Consider the following 15,854-nt stretch of genomic DNA (forward strand, 5'->3'; position numbering starts at 1 on the left):
CCTCGATTTCATGGCGAGGGGTCGGGTTGTGGCGGTGGCGGCCGGGGCGCCTCGGGCGGCGGCGGATGCACCGGTTCGGTGCTGCCGATGGCGCGGCCGACCATGTGCTCGGCCAGCGTGTCGTAGAGCGGCCGGCTGATCATGCGCGAGATCAGGCTCGCGAGCATGGCCGCCGCCATCAGGCTCAGCACCATCGCGTGGCCGTCGACCATCTCCATCACGATGATGAAGGCGGTGAGCGGCGCCTGCGTGACCGCGGCCAGGAAGCCCGCCATGCCCATGGCGATGAGCGCGGGCCCGAGGTCGCTGTGCGCGAAGCCGGCCACCGCGTCGCCGATGCCGGCGCCGATCGACAGCGACGGCGCGAAGATGCCGCCCGGCACGCCGGTCCAGGCCGTGAGCCAGGTGGCGACGAACTTCAGAACGGTGTAGAGCGGCGTGAGCTCGTCGTGGCCCTGCAGCATCTGCTTGACGGCCTCGGAGCCGGCGCCGAAGGTGACGCCGCCCGTCACCAGCCCGATGACCGCGATCGCCAGCCCGACGATGGCCGCGAAGCGCAGCGGATAACGCGCGCGCCAGCGCTGGAAGCGGCCCGCCGTGCCGGTCAGCGAGGCGATCAGCAGCCGCGCGAACAGCCCGCCGGCCACGCCGCTCAGCAGCGCCACCAGCAGGCCGGGGCCGAATGCGTCCCAGCCGAGCCGCGGCACGCGGATCACGCCGAAATAGCTGACGTTGCCGAAGACCGACACCGCCACCAGGCCCGCCAGCACGATGCCCGTGATGATCAGGCCGCTGGAGCGCGCCTCGAGCCGGCCCGAGAGCTCCTCGATGGCGAACACCACGCCCGCGAGCGGCGCGTTGAAGGCGGCCGCGATGCCCGCGGCCCCGCCGGCCACCAGCAGCGCCCGCGCATCGATGCCGGTGTTGGGCGAGAGCCAGCGCCGCGCATGCTGCATGACGCCGGCCGCCACCTGCACCGACGGCCCCTCGCGGCCGATCGACAGCCCGGCGGCGAAACCGGCCGCGCCCAGGCCGATCTTCGCGAGCGTGAGCCGCAGCGACGCGAAGACGAAGCGCCGCTGCGCGGGCAGCGCCGGATGCAGCGCGGCCTTGATCTGCGGGATGCCCGAGCCGCCCGCGCCGGGGAAGAAGCGCCGCGTGCACCAGACGATGCCCGTGGTGATCAGCGGCGTGGTGACGAGCACGGCCCAGGGCCATCGGGCGTAGAGGCCGTGGAAGCGCGCGAAGACCCAGTCGCTCGCGAGCGTGAAGCCCACCACGAAGAGCCCGGCCAGAATGGCGTAGCCGAGCACGATCGCCCGGTCGAGCCAGACGCGGCCGCTCGACAGCTCGGCACGCAGATGCTCGAGGAAGTCCGGTTCGTGATCCATGCCGGTGCATTCTGGCATCCGGCCCGCGGCCCGCCCGGTCGCGTGGCCGCGACCGGTGCCCGGATCGCGGGCATCGGGCACAATGCAGGGTTCTTTTTTTCCTCCTCCTCCATCCACTTATCAGGGGCAGTGCATATGGCATCGGTCAACAAAGTCATCGTCGTCGGCAATCTGGGGCGCGATCCCGAAATGCGTACCTTCCCGAGCGGCGACCAGGTCGCGAACGTCACCGTGGCCACCACCGATCGCTGGAAGGACAAGCAGAGCGGCGAAATGCGCGAAGCCACCGAATGGCACCGCATCGTGTTCAACGGCCGCCTGGCCGAGATCGCCGGCCAGTACCTGCGCAAGGGTTCGCAGGTCTACATCGAAGGCAGCCTGCGCACGCGCAAGTGGACCGACAAGGACGGCATCGAGAAATACACCACCGAGATCCGCGCCGACCAGATGCAGATGCTCGGCAGCCGCCAGGGCCAGGGCGGCCCCTCGGGCGGCGGCGACGACGACGGCGGCTATTCGCAGGGCGGTGGCGGCGGCTACTCGCAAGGCGGTGGTGGTGGCGGCGGCTATGCCCCGCGCGCGCCCGCAGCCGCGCCGCGCGCACCGGCGCCCGCACCGCGCCAGGCACCGGCCAAGTCGTCGTCGGGCTTCGACGACATGGACGACGACATCCCGTTCTGAAGCCTCGTCGCCGCTTCACCGGCCGGGCCGGCTCTTCGGAGCCGGCCTTTTTTCATGGGGGCAGGGCGCAAACGCGCGCCGTGCAGACCGACCGGGCCGGCCCGAAGCATGTAGCCATGCGGCCGTCGATGGCGACAATGCGGCCTTCTCCGCAAGAAAAGCGACGCCCATGCTCGACATCGCCGCGACCTGCCTGGTCGTCACCGCGCTCTTCGCCTATCTGAACCATCGCTTCATCCGGCTGCCGACCACCATCGGCGTGATGGTGATCGCGCTGGTGCTGTCGCTCGGCATCGTGCTGCTCGACACGCTGGGGCTGGACCACGGCCTGCGGCAGTACGAGGAGTCCTTCGTGCGCTCGATCGATTTCTCCGAAGTCCTGATGCAGGGCATGCTGTCGCTGCTGCTGTTCGCGGGCGCGCTGCACGTGGACCTGAGCGACCTGCGGTCGTACCGCTGGCAGGTCGGCGCGCTGGCGCTGGTGGGCACGCTCGCCTCCACGCTGGTGGTGGGCTTCGCGATGTCGGTGGTGCTTCCGTGGGTGGGCGTGGAGCTGCCGCTGCTGTACTGCCTGCTGTTCGGCGCGCTGATCTCGCCCACCGACCCGATCGCGGTGATGGGCATCCTCAAGTCGGCCGGGGCGCCGCGCAACCTCGAGCTGGTCGTCGCGGGCGAGTCGCTGTTCAACGACGGCATCGGCGTGGTGATCTTCGCGCTGATCCTCGGCATGGTGACGAGCGGCAGCGCGCCGAGCGCGGGCGCCGCCGTCGAACTGCTCGCGCGCGAGGCGGGCGGGGGGCTCGCCTTCGGCCTGGGGCTCGGCTACGTGCTCTACCGGCTGCTCAAGAGCGTGGACCAGTACCACGTCGAGGTGCTGCTCACGCTGGCGGCGGTGCTCGGCGGCTATGCGCTCGCGAGCCATCTGCACATCTCGGGCCCGCTGGCGATGGTGGTCACGGGGCTGATCATCGGCAACCGCGGGCGCGCGACCGCGATGTCCGACACCACGCGGCGCTACATCGACATGTTCTGGGAGCTGCTCGACGAAATCCTCAACGCGGTGCTGTTCGTGCTGATCGGCATGGAAGTGCTGCTGATCGCGTTCGACAACCACCACATCGCCGGCGGCGCGGTCGCCATCGTCGTCACGCTGCTCGCGCGGTGGCTCACGGTGGGACTGCCGGTGGGCACGCTGCGCGGATTCTTCCGGCTGCCCGCGGGCGCCTCGCAGGTGCTGACCTGGGGCGGGCTGCGCGGCGGCATCTCGGTGGCGCTCGCGCTGTCGCTGCCGGGCGGCCCGGCACGCGACACGATCCTCGCGCTCACCTACTGCGTCGTGGTGTTCTCCATCCTCGTGCAGGGCCTGACCATCGGCAAGGTCACGCGGCGCAGCGTGGCGGCCGAAGAAGGCGCCGCGCCCCATGGCCATGCCTGAGGTGCGCTTGCGCCTGCCGGCACGCCCGGCCGGAGTGCCGCGGTGAGCGCCGGCCGGCCGCCGCGGCTCGCCCATGCCCTGCCGGGGCGCGGCGTGGCGTCGCTCTGGACCCATGCGGTGCTGGTCGCCTCGCTGGCCTTGCTGGTGGTCATGGTCGGCTACTTCTGGGCCCAGCCTTCGGCGCACGAACCGTCGGCGCTGCGCATCGTCCGCGCGGAATGGCTGCTCGTCGAGGCGCCCGGTTTCCACGAGCCGCCTTTCTCGGTCGACAGCAAGGCGCTGCCGGGCGCATGGCAGCCGGTCGAGCTGCCGTTCGCGCCGCGCATCGGGCTGCTGCGGCAGGCGAGCGAGGCGCCGCCGCCCGACGCGACCCGCGTCTCGTGGCTGCGCCTCTCGCTGCGCGGCCTGCCCGCGGCCGAAGGATCGATCGCGCTCTTCGCGCGGCGCATCAAGACCGACGGCACCGTGGCGATCTATGCCAACGGAAGGCTGGTGTACCGCGCGCAGGAGCGCGGGCCGCTCTGGAACAGCACGCGCACGCCGCTGTGGGTGGTGCTGGACCGCACGCCGGGCGCCGCGCCGATCGACGAGATCCTCCTGCGCCTGGAGCACACGCGACGCACGCAGGTGGCGGTCTCCTCGGTCTGGGCGGGGCCGGTCGAGGCGCTGGAAGGGCGCTACCAGAAGCGGCTGTGGCTGCAGCAGGACCTGCCGGCCATGCTCAACGCGGCCTTCATGGCGGTGGGCATGTTCGCGCTGTTCGTGTGGTTCAGGGCGCCGCCACGAGACCATCTACCTGCTGTTCTTCAACCTCGCGATCACTTCCTTCCTGCGCGGGCTGCATTTCTACGTCGCGGTGCCGATCGCGAACGACTGGTTCGCCTGGCTCACGGTCAACTCGCTGTTCTGGCTCGTGGCGGTGGTGCACTTCGCGCTGCGCCAGCTGCACGGCCGGCCGCTGCGCTGGCTCACGGCCGCGGTGGTGGTGGTGACCGCGCTGATCAGCGTGCTCACGCTGCCGGGCCTCGCGGTCCTGCGCAACACGCCGCAGGTCACGCCGCTGATCTATTTCACGGCCGGTGCGATGGCCGCGGCGGTCGCGCTGGTGGGCGGCATCAGCGCGTGGCGGCGCTCCAACGAAGGCCGGCTGGTGGCGGTCGGCATCGCGCTGTGCGTGCTGCTCGGCGCCTCCGACTGGCTGTTGCAGAACAACTTCTCGAGTCCCGAGGGCTGGTACATGGGCGCCTACACCAACGCCGTCACCTTCAGCGTCTTCGGCGTGCTCATGTACCGCCGCTACGTCAACGCCATCGACGAGGTCGAGCGCGTCAGCGCCGGGCTCGCCGAGCGCCTGCACGCGCGCGAGGCCGAGCTCGAGCTCAGCCACCAGCGGCTGCGCGAGGCCGAGCGGCAGCAGACCATCGGCGAGGAGCGCCAGCGGCTGATGCAGGACATGCACGACGGGCTGGGCTCCTCGCTGATCAGCGCGATCCGCTCGATGGAGGGCGGCGGCATGAGCGCGCCGCAGGTCTCCGAGCTGCTGCGCAGCTGCCTCGACGACCTGAAGCTGACCATCGATTCCATGGAGCCGCTCGAGGACGACCTGCTGCTGCTGCTCGCGACGCTGCGCTACCGGCTCGGGCCGCGGCTCGAAAGCTCGGGCGTGGCGCTGCAATGGAACGTGCAGGAGCTTCCGGCGCTCGTCTGGCTCGATCCGACGAGCGCGCTGCACATCCTGCGCGTGATCCAGGAGGCGATCGGCAACGTGCTGCGCCACACGCGCGCCACCGAGGTCCGCCTCGGCACCGCCGCCGATGCCGCGGGCGTGCGCGTGACGGTCGAGGACAACGGCCAGGGCTTCGACGTCGAGCAGACGCTCGCGGGCGCGCGCGGGCGTGGCATGCGCAACCAGATGCGGCGGGCGCAGGCGGTCGGCGGCAGCGTGTCGTGGCGCTCGGGGCCCGGGGGCACGGTGTTCACGCTCTGGCTGCCGCTGCAGCGCGACGGCGGCGCGCCCGCGGCGGCGGCGTCGGTTGCGGTACATTGACACCCCTTTGCCGCAGCCGATCCCGTCCGTTCCGTCCCCCGCGCCGCACCGCATCCGCCTCGAGGCGGTCACGCTGGTCCGCGGCGACCAGCGCGTCTTCCACGGGCTCACGCTCGCGCTCGACGAGCCGCGCATCGGCCTCGTCGGCGACAACGGCGCCGGCAAGAGCAGCCTGTTCCGCCTGCTCGGCGGCCTCGATGCGCCGCAGCAGGGCCGCGTGGTGGTGCATGGCTGCGACACCCGGGCCGACCGCCGGCAGCTCGCGCGCGAGGTGGGGCTGCTGTTCCAGAACCCCGACGACCAGATCATCTTCCCCACCGTGGCCGAGGAACTCGCCTTCAGCCTGAGCGCGCGCGGCGAGACGCGGCAGGCGGCGCGCGCGCAGGCGCATGCCTTCCTCGAGCGGCGCGGGCTCGCGGCCTGGGCCGGGCGCGCCGTGGGCGAACTGAGCCAGGGCCAGCGGCAGCAGGTGTGCCTGCTGGCGCTGCAGATCGGCCGGCCCGCCACGCTGCTGCTCGACGAGCCCTACGCCAGCCTCGACCTGCCGAGCCAGGCGCGGCTCGCGGCGCAGATCGACGCCACCGACCAGCAGGTCATCGTTTCCACGCACCTGCTCGACCACGTGCAAGGCTTCGAGCGCGTGCTGTGGCTCGACCAGGGCCGGGTGCGCGCCGACGGCCCGGGCCCCGAGGTGTGCCGGGCCTATGCCGACGACGTGCGCCGGCGCGCGCAGGCCGAGCGGAGCGCTGCCGGTGCGTAGCCTCTATGCAGCGCGGGCGACCTGGATGCATGCGCTGCCCGCATGGTCCAAGCTCGCGGCGCTCTCGGCCTGCGGCACCCTGCTGGTGCTGGTGCAGCGGCCGCTTCACCTGGCCGCCGCATGTGCCGCGGTGCTGCTGCTGTTCGCATCGCTCGGGCCGGTGGCCTGGCGCCGCCTGCGCATGCTCGCCGGCATCGCGGTGGCGGGGGCACTGATCGTCGGCTTCCATGCCTTCCTCGGCACGGTGCCGCTCGGCGTGGCCAGCGCCCTGCGGCTCGCGAGCGCCGCGGTGCTCGCGCTGATGCTGACGCTGACCACGCGCTTCGAGGATCTGCTGGCCGTGCTCGAAGCGCTGATGCGGCCCCTGCGGCATCTCGGCGTGCCGACCGAGCGGATCGCGCTCGGCATCGGCCTGATGCTGCGCTTCGCCGAGAATTTCTACGTGCAGTGGCAGCGTCTCGACGACGCCCACCGCGCACGCACGGGGCAGGGCGGCGGCCTGCGGCTGCTCGCGCCGCTGACCATCCGCACGCTGCAGACCGCCGAGCGCGTGGCCGATGCGCTGGCCGCGCGGCTCGGCCGCTGAGAAACGCCTGCCGTTCCTTCCTTCCACCCTTCACCCGGGCTTACGCCATGACCCATCCCGCTTCCGCCGCCTCGTCCCGATCGCTGTCGTACATCGCGCTCTTCGCCGCGCTGATGGCGGTGTTCGGCCTGATCCCGAAGGTCGACCTGCCCTTCGGCGTGCCGATCACGCTGCAGTCGCTCGGCGTCATGCTCGCGGGCTGCCTGCTCGGGCCGCGGCGCGGCTTCCTGGCCATTGCGCTGTTCCTGCTCGCGGTCGCGCTCGGCCTGCCGCTGCTGCCGGGCGGGCGCGGCGGACTGGCGGTGTTCGTGGCGCCGGCCTCGGGCTTCCTCTTCGGCTGGATGTTCGGCGCCTTCGCCGCGGGCCTCGTGATGCGCGCCTTCGCCGGCGCCACCGGCAAGGGCCTGTTCGCGGCGGCCTTCCTCGCGGCTTTCGTCGGCGGCATCGGCGTGGTCTATGCCTTCGGCATCATGGGCCTCTCGCTGGTGGCCCACATGTCGCTCTCGCAGGCGGCGCTGGCGGTGCTGGTGTTCATTCCGGGCGACCTCGTCAAGTGCGGCCTGTGCGCGCTGCTCGTGCAGACGGTGATGCGCGGCCTGCCGCACTGGCGGCTCGACAGGGATTGAGGATCAACCGCGCGTGAAGACGGTGCGCGAGAGATAGTCCTTGCGCGGTCCGCTCACGCGGTGCTCGACCACGAACCTGCCGTCGGCCAGGAAGCGGTAGCGGCTGTGGTACTGGTCGGCCGCGCAGAGATGCCCGGCCGATCCTTCGAGCGCGTCGCCCTCGCGCGCGAGCGCGATGCGGTGGAAGAGCCGCGGCGGCGCCTCGGCGAAGTACACCGAGAACCCGCCGTCGCTGTGCGCGAACACGTAGTCGCGGTGCCCGTCGAAGGCCTGGCCGTTGGCAAGCTCGACCCGCCCTTGCTCGCGGTACGCGAGCCGGCCGTCCGGCAGGCGGCGGAATTCGGCCTCGCCGCGCATCGTGGCCTGGCCCGGAATCGTGCGGTCGAGCCGCCACCGGCCTTCGAGGTGGTCGAAGACCTGGTCCGGTGTGGGCGCGGCGGATTCCATGCGCGCACTCTACGCCGGGCCCGATGACCCGCGCCCTTCGCCCGGATTGTTTCCTTTCCGTGAACGCCGCGGTTCCTTTCGATGAGGGTTTTTACTTAGATTGCGGCGCACAATTCATCTCACGGACCGGCCCCCAGGCCGATCCGGATGAACAAGGCCCCCGAGCGAGGTGGCTGCCCCCGAAGAGGCAGTGACCCACCCAAGACCGGTTCGAATCATCCAATGAAACTGAACTTGAATTGAAGGAAACCAAAATGACCGCCTCGAAGCTCCTCTCCGCCGTTGCCGTTGCCCTCATGGCCGTTGCCGGTGCCGCCCACGCCGAAACCTATGAAGGCGTGCATTCGCTGACCTCGGCCGCAAGCCGCGCCGATGTCGCCAGCGAAGCCGTGGTGGCCGCGCACAGCGCCAACCCGTACGCCACCGGTGCCAATGCCGGCCCGGCCCGCGCCTTCGTCTCGGCCACCAGCCGCGACGCCGTCCGCGCCGAAGCCGTGGCCGCCGCACGCAGCGCCGACCCGTATGCCGAAGGCGCCTCGGCCGGCGTGCAGCCCCTGGTCGCGAGCACGGTGGACCGCGCCACGGTCCGTGCCGCTGCCCGCGCAGCCGCCCGCGGCGACGCGCTGCCGCTGTAATCGTCGGCACGCTCCGGCCCCGAAGGCCGGCCCTGCGAAAGCGGGGCCGGCCTTTTTCGTTGCCTGCGCAGCCGTCTGATAAGCTGCCCGCGCCTCGCCCGTCGACCCGGTCCTTCCACCTGTCCTCGCCCACGCATCGCGCATGTCGTCCGAAGAAACCCTGCGCCGCTGGCGCCTGATCCTCGGCCGCTATGCAGCGCAGCCGCTCGCGCAGACGCCGTTCTCGCCGAACGACTGGAAGCTCGACCAGGCGCTCGAATACCTCTACGGCCGCGAATACGAAGGCCGCGGCCTCGCCAGGCCGGCCGGCGGCCCCGGCTCGCTCGATCCGAGCCAGCTGCGCGCGGTGGACTGGCTCAACCGCTCGCGCAAGCTGTTTCCGCAGGAGGTGTTCGAGCGCATGCAGACGCAGGCCATCGACCGCTACCAGCTCACCGAACTGCTCGCCGATCCGGCGGTGCTGCGCTCGCTCGACGCCACGCCCGGGCTCGCCAAGGCGCTGCTCGGCATGCGCGGGCGGCTCTCGGGCCAGATGCGCGACGCGGTGCGCGAGGTGATCCAGAAGACGGTGGACGAGATCACGCGCAAGCTCCGGAACGATTTCGTCAACGCGCTCGTCGGCCGGCGCAACCGCATGCGGCGTTCCCACATCCGCAGCGCGCAGAACTTCGACGCGCGCGCCACCATCGCGGCCAACCTGCGGCACTACGACGTCTCGCGCGGCCAGCTGGTGATCGAGCGCCCGCGCTTCAACGCGCGCGTGAAGCGCAACCTGCCCTGGGACGTGGTGCTGTGCGTGGACCAGAGCGGCTCGATGATGGATTCGGTGATCTACAGCGCGGTCATCGCCGGCATCATGAGTTCGCTGCCCGCGGTGCGCGTGAAGCTGGTGGTGTTCGACACCAGCGTGGTCGACCTCACGCACCTCGCGCACGACCCGGTCGAGGTGCTGCTGACGGTGCAGCTCGGCGGCGGCACCGACATCGGCCGCGCGGTCGCGTACTGCGAGTCGCTGGTCGGCAATCCGCAGCGCACGGTGTTCGCGCTCATCAGCGACTTCATGGAAGGCGCCGCGCCCGGGCCGCTCGTGGCCGCGGTGCAGCGCATGGCACAGGCGCGCGTCACGCTGCTCGGGCTGGCCGCGCTCGACGAGTCGGCCAACCCCGTCTACGACCGCCAGATGGCGCAGCGGCTCGCGAACCACGGCATGCACGTGGCGGCGCTCACGCCCACGCATTTCGCGCACTGGCTCGCCGAGGTCATGAACTGATGGCCTGGCACGACGGCTACCGTGCCTACGACGACGACACGCTCGCCGCGCTCGCGAACCCCGGCCTGCTGCGCCGCGCGGCCAAGGACGTGGAAGCCGGCAAGCTCGCATGGGCCGAGCAGGGCGCCGACGGCGGCGTGATCGCGGCCGACGGCCAGCGCGTGCAGCTCGATGCGCGCGGGCCGCAGCAGGCGCGCTGCGACTGTCCCGCGCCCGGCATCTGCAAGCACATCCTCGGCGCGGCGCTGTGGCTGCGTGCGCTGCCGCCCGCGGCAGCGGCCGGGACCGCGGAGGCGGACCCGGCGCCGGCCGCCGCGGCGCCCGACCCGCTGGCCGAGATCCTCGCGCTCGACGCGGCGGCGCTCTTCAAGGCCGCGGGCGTGGCCGCGGTGCGCCGCGCGGCGGCCGCTTCCACCGACGCGATCGAGTGGCGGCTGCAGGGCGCGGCGCTGGTGATGGAACTGCCCGAGCTCGGCGCGGCCTGCCGCTGGGTGGCGGGCGCGGGCTTTGCGGGCATGGTGTCCGAGGTGGCGGCCGCGGAGCGCAAGGCGGTGCATCTCATGGCCATCGCCGCGCTGCGGCGTGCGCAGGGCCGGCCGCTCGACTGGCCCGAGGCCGCGCGTCCCGCGCCGGTGCCGGAAGACGGCGCGCGCCTCGGCGAGCGCGAGCGCGCGTTCCTGCGCCAGGTCGAATCGATGCTCGACGAGCTGCTGTCGGGCGGTCTCTCGCACGTCAGCGAGCTGACCTCGGCGCGGCTGCTCGCGCTCAACATGTCGGCGCGCGGCGAAGGCCTGCCGCGGCTCGCGGCGCTGCTGCGCAACCTCGGCGGCACGGTCGACCTGCTGGTGCGGCGCGACCACCGCGCGGAAGAGCGCGATGCCTTCGCGCAGATGGCCCGCATCCACGCCCTGTGCGCGGCACTGGGCACGGCGCAGGGTGAACTGGCCGCGGCCCTGCGCGGCCGCCTGCGGCGCGACTTCGACGCATCGGCCGCGCTCGAACTGCTGCCGCTCGGCGCCCACTGGTGGCAGACCCGCGGCGGCGCGCGCGGCCTCACGCTCGCGTTCTGGGACGTGGCGGGCGAGCGCCTGCTGCAGGCCACGCTCGCCCGGCCCGACGGCAGCGACGCGAGCTTCACGCGCCAGGGCGCCTGGACCGCGCATTCGCTCTGGCCCGGCGTCGGCACGGCCCAGCAGGTCTGCGCCGGCGCCCTGCGGCTCGACGGGCCGCGGCTCGCCGACGACGGCCGCCTCGCGCTCGCGGGTGCCACGCGCGCGCAGCCGCTGCCGATGTGGGCGGCCGGCGATGCGCGGCTCGCGCGGCTCGGCTGCGGCCGCTGGGCCGAGTTGGGCGAGCGCCTGCGCGACGCCACCGGCCTGGCCGCCGAAACCTTTGACGCGGTGCTGCTGCGGCCCGCCGACACGCGCGCGCCGGTGCTCGACGAGGTGCGGCAGCGGCTCGACTGGTGGCTGCAGGACGGCGACGGCCAGTGGCTGCGGCTCGGCATTCCCGTGGGGCCCGAACACCGCCAGCGCATCGAGAACCTCGACCGCTTCGCCGCGCGGCGCGCGCCGGTGCATGCGGTGCTGGTGCGCATCGAGCGCTCGGCCGCGCGCACCGAGCTGATGCCGGTCGCCGTGCTCGGCAGCGGCGCCGGCGGGCGGCTGCAGGTGGTGTCGCTCGACTTCGCCGACGAGCCGCGCGCCGCCACCTCGCTCGCGAACCGCATCCTGCGGCTGTTCGAGGCGCGCCAGCAGCAGCGCCAGGCGCCGCCGGCGGCCGCGCCCTCGCTGCTCGCGCGGCTGCTCGGTCCCGTGGCCGACGTGGCCGAGGCCCAGGCCGCCACCGGCCGCATGGCGCTCACGCTGCCGCAGCGGCAGCGCCTGCAGGAGGCGCTGGACCGCGCCGCCTCGGTCGGCCTCGATGCGCTCGCGCAGGCACTGCGCGCGCACCTCGCGGCCCCCGCGCCCGGTGCGCTGCTGCGGCTGGGCTATCTGTGCGAGCTGCTCGCCGAGCTCGACGGCCTGCCGGAGCGCCGCACACCGCAGGCCGCATGAGCGTGAAGAACGTCACGCTGCGCTGACACAATCGCCGCTCGCTTTCAGGAGAGAGAAGCATGGGTTTTCTGGACAGGATCTTGGGGGCCGTCACCGGCCATGCAGGCACCGCCGCGAGCGGACTCACGCGCGAGCAGGCGCAGTTTCTGCGGCAGGCGTTCGAGGGCTTCGAGAAGGCGGGCAAGGAACTGCCCGAGAAGGCCGCCGCCTTCGTCATCGAAGGCACGCAGGAGACGGTGCTGCTCGACCTGCAGGGCGCCCAGGCCTTCGAGCCGGGCCAGCTGCTCGGCAACCCGGGCCGGCTGCGCTGGGCCTTCAGCAACTACCAGAACAAGCCGCTGCAGAAGACCGGCGAGGCGAGCCTCAAGGCGCGTGCGCAGTTCTACGCCAGCATCGACGCCAAGGCGCCGCCGCTCGACGTGCTGGTGCGGCTCGGCAAGCTGCTCGCGGCGGCCGATGGCGGCCAGTCGCTCGAGCACCCCGGTGCGCCCATGCCGGACTGGCTGCAGTACCTCGTCAACGACGCGGTGTACGCGAGCTTCAACCAGGGCCACGGCAAGGAGATCGACCTGGCCAGGGAGCGTCCCGCGTGGACGGTGCGGCTGTTCGCGGCGCTGCTCGCGCACGAGGGGCTCGACCCCGACCTCGCGCTGCAGCTCGTGTTCGAACGCAAGAACCTCGACAGCTGGTACCACGACCGCCTCGACGGCGTGCTCAAGGCCGAGGCCGTGGGCGCGTACATGCGCGAGCGGCCCGCGGCGGCCGAAGCCCTGCCCGCGCAGCTCTCGGCCGCGGGCCGCGTGCTGCTCGCGAAGCGGCTCGGCACCGACCGCGCGCTGCAGAACGACTTCGCGCCGCTGTTCGTGCGACTCGCGCTCGACGGCGGCAAGACGGTGCGCGCCGAGGCCGCGCCGCACCTGGAGGGCATCGAGGAGGCGCGCCGCCTCGAACTGCTCGCGCAGTCGCTCCGGCAGGGCGACGGCACCCAGCGCACCCAGGCCGCGGAACTGATCGCGCGGCTGCCCGGCGATGCGGCACGCGCGCTGCTGGCCGGGGCGCTCGAATCGGAGACGAGCAAGGCGGTGCAGCAGGCGATCCGCGCGGCGCTTTCGCGGCTCGATGCGGCCGGCGACGCAGGTGCGCTCGAACTGCCCGAGCCGCCGGCCTGGCAGGCCTTCGAGGACGTGGCGCTCGGCGACGAGGTGCTGCAGCTGCTGATCGCGAACCGCGTCGAACTGCTCGAGAAATACCGGCTCGAGGCCGAAGCCGAGATCGAGGAGAACAAGACCGGCAAGCACAAGTACAACTGGCGCCAGCAGAGTTATGCGCGCCACCGGAAGCTCGGCGACGACGACATGCGCATCGCGCTGCGCGTGCTCAACGGCGAGGGCAGCAAGCACGACCACAACCGCGTGCGCAGCGGCGAGCTGCAGCAGACCGTCGCCTACGGCGGGCGGCTCCATGCGCATCCGGCGTTCGGCATCACGCACCTGCTGCGCTGGCTCGCGCTCTCGCGCCACTGGCACAGCTTCTGGTTCGACGACGGCTTCCACAAGTGGCTCGGCCGGCAGCCCGCGGGCGCGGTCGACCTGCGCGCGATCGCCGAGCTGCTGCAGCGCTCGGGCATGCCGATCGACGACGTGGCGTACAGCGCGCTCGTGCAGTACTGGAACCGCCCCTCGGCCGTCGACCTGCTGCCGGCCGACCGCGTCTGGCCCTTCTTCGCCGAGCATCCGGAATACATCGACGAGGGCCTGGGCCTCGCGGCGCCGCCGAAGCGCGAGGGCCGGCGCAGCGCGCTCGACCTCGGCGAAACGCTGCGCACGATCGCCGTCTTTCCGACCGTGCAGGCGCGCTGGCTGCCGCGCGTGATGGAGCTCGCGCTCGGCGAGGGCAAGACCCACCGCGCGGCGGCGCAGAAGGCGCTCGCGCGATTGCCCGACATCGGCCGGCGCGTGGTGGAGTCGCTCGCCTCGACCAGGAGCGAGGTGCGCATCGAGGCCGCCAACTGGCTCGTCGATCTGAAGCATGCCGAGGCGCTTCCCGCGCTCACCCAGGCGCTCGAGAAGGAAACCCGCGAGCCGGTGCGCGCCGCCTACCTCACCGCGCTCGAGGCGCTCGGCGACGACATCTCGCCGCGGCTCGCGCCCGCGATCCTGCTGGCCGAGGCGAAGAAGGGCCTGAAGGCCAGGCCCCCGGCGGGGCTGGCATGGTTCGCGCTCGATGCGCTGCCCGCCTGCCGCTGGCAGGACGGCAGCGCGGTCGAGCCCGAGATCCTGCGCTGGTGGGTGGTGCTCGCCTGCAAGCTCAAGGAACCCGGCGGCAACGGGCTGCTCACGCGCTACCTCGGCCTGCTCGACGCCGCGAGCCGGCAGGCGCTCGGCAGCCTGGTGCTGCGCCAGTTCATCGCGCAGGACACGCGCCATCCCTCGCTCGACGAAGGCATCGCGCATGCCAACGCGGTGGCGCCGCAGCGCTACCAGGGCAACCAGCAGCGCTACCAGAACGCCAAGCCCGAGCACAGGCAGTACTACGAGACCGACTTCCAGAAGACCCAGGAACAGGTCTTCGAGGAATGCAAGCGCGAGAAGATGGGCGAATACCTCGGCAGCGCGATCGGCGAGAAGGGCATCCTCGCGCTCGCCGCCCATGCGCCGGGCCACGAGGTGGTGGCGCTGCTGCAGCAGTACATGCGCGACCACTACCAGCGCCGCGCGCAGATCGAGGCCATGCTCGAAGGCGTGGCCGCGGGCAACGACCCGGTGGTGATCCAGCTGCTGCTCGGCGTCTCGCGGCGCTACCGCACCGCCTCCGTGCAGGAGAAGGCGCGCCAGCTGGTGCAGCAGATCGCCGACCGCAACGGCTGGACGCAGGACCAGCTCGCCGACCGCACCATTCCCACCGCCGGCCTGGACGACGGCGGCCGGCTCGAGCTCGCATACGGCGAGCGCATCTTCACCATGGTGCTCGACGCCGCGATGAAGCCCGAGCTGCGCAACCCCGAGGGCAAGGTCGTGAAGGCGCTGCCCGAGCCGCGGCAGAACGACGATCCCGCGCTCATCAAGGAAGCCAAGGCGCAGTTCGCCACGAGCAGGAAGGAGCTCAAGCAGGTCATCGACATGCAGGCCGCGCGCCTGTTCGAGGCCATGTGCACCGGCCGCACCTGGCCGCAGGCCGAATGGCGCGAGTACCTGCACCGGCACCCCATCGCCGGCCGGCTGGTCCAGCGGCTGGTGTGGCTCGAACTCGATGCCGAGGGCGCGGTGCGCCGCAGCTTCCGGCCGACCGAGGACGGCAGCCTGATCGACACGCAGGACGACGAGGTCGAACCGGCCGGCGACAGCCTGCTGCGCCTCGGCCATGCCTCGCTGGTCGATGCCGACGCGGCCGCGGCCTGGAACCGCCACTTCAAGGACTACAAGCTCGCGCCGCTGTTCGCGCAGATGACGCGCCAGCCGCCGGCGGTGGCCTTCACCGACGACAAGGGCCGCGCCGTGACCGAGATCAGCGACCGCCTCGGCTGGGTCAGCGACAGCTTCACGCTGCGCGGCAGCTTCGCGAAGCTCGGCTACCAGCGCGCGCAGGCCGAGGACGGCGGCTTCTTCTACCAGTACACCAAGGACTTCGCGTCGGCCGGCGTGCGCGTGGCGATCGAGTTCTCGGGCAACACGCTGCCCGAGGAGAACGTGCCCGCCGCGCTCAAGACGTTGAGCTTCGAGGACACGAAGGCGCGCGGCTACGACAACCGCGCGCTGCCGCTCGCCAAGGTGCCGCCGGTGCTGCTGGCCGAGGCCTACGCCGACTATCTCGCGGTGGCCGAGGCCTGCGCGGGCTTCGATGCGGGATGGGAAAAGAAGATGCCCTGGTAGTCATGCTTTCGCATTACAGGGCCGTGGCGCCGCGTCCGCGCGAAAATGCA

At 72.3% G+C, this 15,854-nt stretch carries 11 protein-coding genes and 1 pseudogene; 10 read left to right on the top strand and 2 right to left on the bottom strand.

Annotated features, from left to right (window positions below):
* Nucleotides 1–8: 8 nt before the first annotated feature.
* A complete protein-coding gene (locus M2165_RS11570; RefSeq protein ID WP_280814776.1) occupies nucleotides 9–1,391 on the bottom strand; it encodes a chloride channel protein in 1,383 nt (460 codons plus the stop codon).
* 135 nt (nucleotides 1,392–1,526) lie between these two features.
* Here M2165_RS11570 and ssb point away from each other — a divergent pair, with 135 nt between their 5' ends.
* From ssb to M2165_RS11600, 6 genes and pseudogenes are all read left to right on the top strand, one after another.
* Nucleotides 1,527–2,072, top strand: a complete 546-nt coding sequence (gene ssb, locus M2165_RS11575) for a single-stranded DNA-binding protein (protein ID WP_280814777.1) — start codon at nucleotides 1,527–1,529, stop codon at nucleotides 2,070–2,072.
* 169 nt (nucleotides 2,073–2,241) lie between these two features.
* The gene (locus M2165_RS11580; protein WP_280814778.1) at nucleotides 2,242–3,507 is read left to right on the top strand and encodes a sodium:proton antiporter; all 1,266 of its coding nucleotides are present in this window, start codon (nucleotides 2,242–2,244) and stop codon (nucleotides 3,505–3,507) included.
* Between the two features lie 150 nt (nucleotides 3,508–3,657).
* Nucleotides 3,658–5,554: pseudogene (locus tag M2165_RS11585) on the top strand (ATP-binding protein).
* 7 nt (nucleotides 5,555–5,561) lie between these two features.
* The gene (locus M2165_RS11590; RefSeq protein ID WP_280814779.1) at nucleotides 5,562–6,314 is read left to right on the top strand and encodes an ABC transporter ATP-binding protein; all 753 of its coding nucleotides are present in this window, start codon (nucleotides 5,562–5,564) and stop codon (nucleotides 6,312–6,314) included.
* Nucleotides 6,307–6,900, top strand: coding sequence for an energy-coupling factor transporter transmembrane protein EcfT (locus M2165_RS11595; RefSeq protein WP_280814780.1), 594 nt, complete (start codon nucleotides 6,307–6,309; stop codon nucleotides 6,898–6,900). The genes M2165_RS11590 and M2165_RS11595 overlap by 8 nt, the downstream gene beginning before the upstream one ends.
* A 47-nt stretch (nucleotides 6,901–6,947) precedes the next feature.
* Complete coding sequence (locus tag M2165_RS11600; protein WP_280814781.1) at nucleotides 6,948–7,526, top strand: biotin transporter BioY; 579 nt, start codon at nucleotides 6,948–6,950, stop codon at nucleotides 7,524–7,526.
* A gap of 3 nt (nucleotides 7,527–7,529) precedes the next feature.
* On the opposite strand, the gene M2165_RS11605 is transcribed toward M2165_RS11600, so the two are convergent.
* Complete coding sequence (locus tag M2165_RS11605; protein WP_280814782.1) at nucleotides 7,530–7,973, bottom strand: DUF6314 family protein; 444 nt, start codon at nucleotides 7,971–7,973, stop codon at nucleotides 7,530–7,532.
* Between the two features lie 254 nt (nucleotides 7,974–8,227).
* Between M2165_RS11605 and M2165_RS11610 the strand changes: the two genes are divergently transcribed.
* From M2165_RS11610 to M2165_RS11625, 4 genes are all read left to right on the top strand, one after another.
* Nucleotides 8,228–8,608: a helicase SNF2 gene (locus tag M2165_RS11610; protein ID WP_280814783.1), complete on the top strand. Its 381-nt coding sequence runs from the start codon at nucleotides 8,228–8,230 to the stop codon at nucleotides 8,606–8,608.
* Between the two features lie 142 nt (nucleotides 8,609–8,750).
* A complete protein-coding gene (locus M2165_RS11615) occupies nucleotides 8,751–9,878 on the top strand; it encodes a VWA domain-containing protein (RefSeq protein ID WP_280814784.1) in 1,128 nt (375 codons plus the stop codon).
* A complete protein-coding gene (locus tag M2165_RS11620; protein ID WP_280814785.1) occupies nucleotides 9,878–11,935 on the top strand; it encodes an SWIM zinc finger domain-containing protein in 2,058 nt (685 codons plus the stop codon). The genes M2165_RS11615 and M2165_RS11620 overlap by 1 nt, the downstream gene beginning before the upstream one ends.
* 59 nt (nucleotides 11,936–11,994) lie before the next feature.
* A complete protein-coding gene (locus M2165_RS11625) occupies nucleotides 11,995–15,804 on the top strand; it encodes a DUF4132 domain-containing protein (RefSeq protein ID WP_280814786.1) in 3,810 nt (1,269 codons plus the stop codon).
* The last annotated feature ends 50 nt before the right edge of the window (nucleotides 15,805–15,854 follow it).

The sequence above is a fragment of the Variovorax sp. TBS-050B genome, assembly GCF_029893635.1.
GTDB lineage: Bacteria > Pseudomonadota > Gammaproteobacteria > Burkholderiales > Burkholderiaceae_C > Variovorax.

Excerpts from the sequence above, each read along its gene's own strand:
- M2165_RS11570 (WP_280814776.1), bottom strand. The coding sequence starts at position 1,391 with ATGGATCACGAACCGGACTTCCTCGAGCATCTGCGTGCCGAGCTGTCG.
- ssb (WP_280814777.1), top strand. The coding sequence starts at position 1,527 with ATGGCATCGGTCAACAAAGTCATCGTCGTCGGCAATCTGGGGCGCGAT.
- M2165_RS11580 (WP_280814778.1), top strand. The coding sequence starts at position 2,242 with ATGCTCGACATCGCCGCGACCTGCCTGGTCGTCACCGCGCTCTTCGCC.
- M2165_RS11600 (WP_280814781.1), top strand. The coding sequence starts at position 6,948 with ATGACCCATCCCGCTTCCGCCGCCTCGTCCCGATCGCTGTCGTACATC.
- M2165_RS11605 (WP_280814782.1), bottom strand. The coding sequence starts at position 7,973 with ATGGAATCCGCCGCGCCCACACCGGACCAGGTCTTCGACCACCTCGAA.
- M2165_RS11610 (WP_280814783.1), top strand. The coding sequence starts at position 8,228 with ATGACCGCCTCGAAGCTCCTCTCCGCCGTTGCCGTTGCCCTCATGGCC.
- M2165_RS11615 (WP_280814784.1), top strand. The coding sequence starts at position 8,751 with ATGTCGTCCGAAGAAACCCTGCGCCGCTGGCGCCTGATCCTCGGCCGC.
- M2165_RS11620 (WP_280814785.1), top strand. The coding sequence starts at position 9,878 with ATGGCCTGGCACGACGGCTACCGTGCCTACGACGACGACACGCTCGCC.
- M2165_RS11625 (WP_280814786.1), top strand. The coding sequence starts at position 11,995 with ATGGGTTTTCTGGACAGGATCTTGGGGGCCGTCACCGGCCATGCAGGC.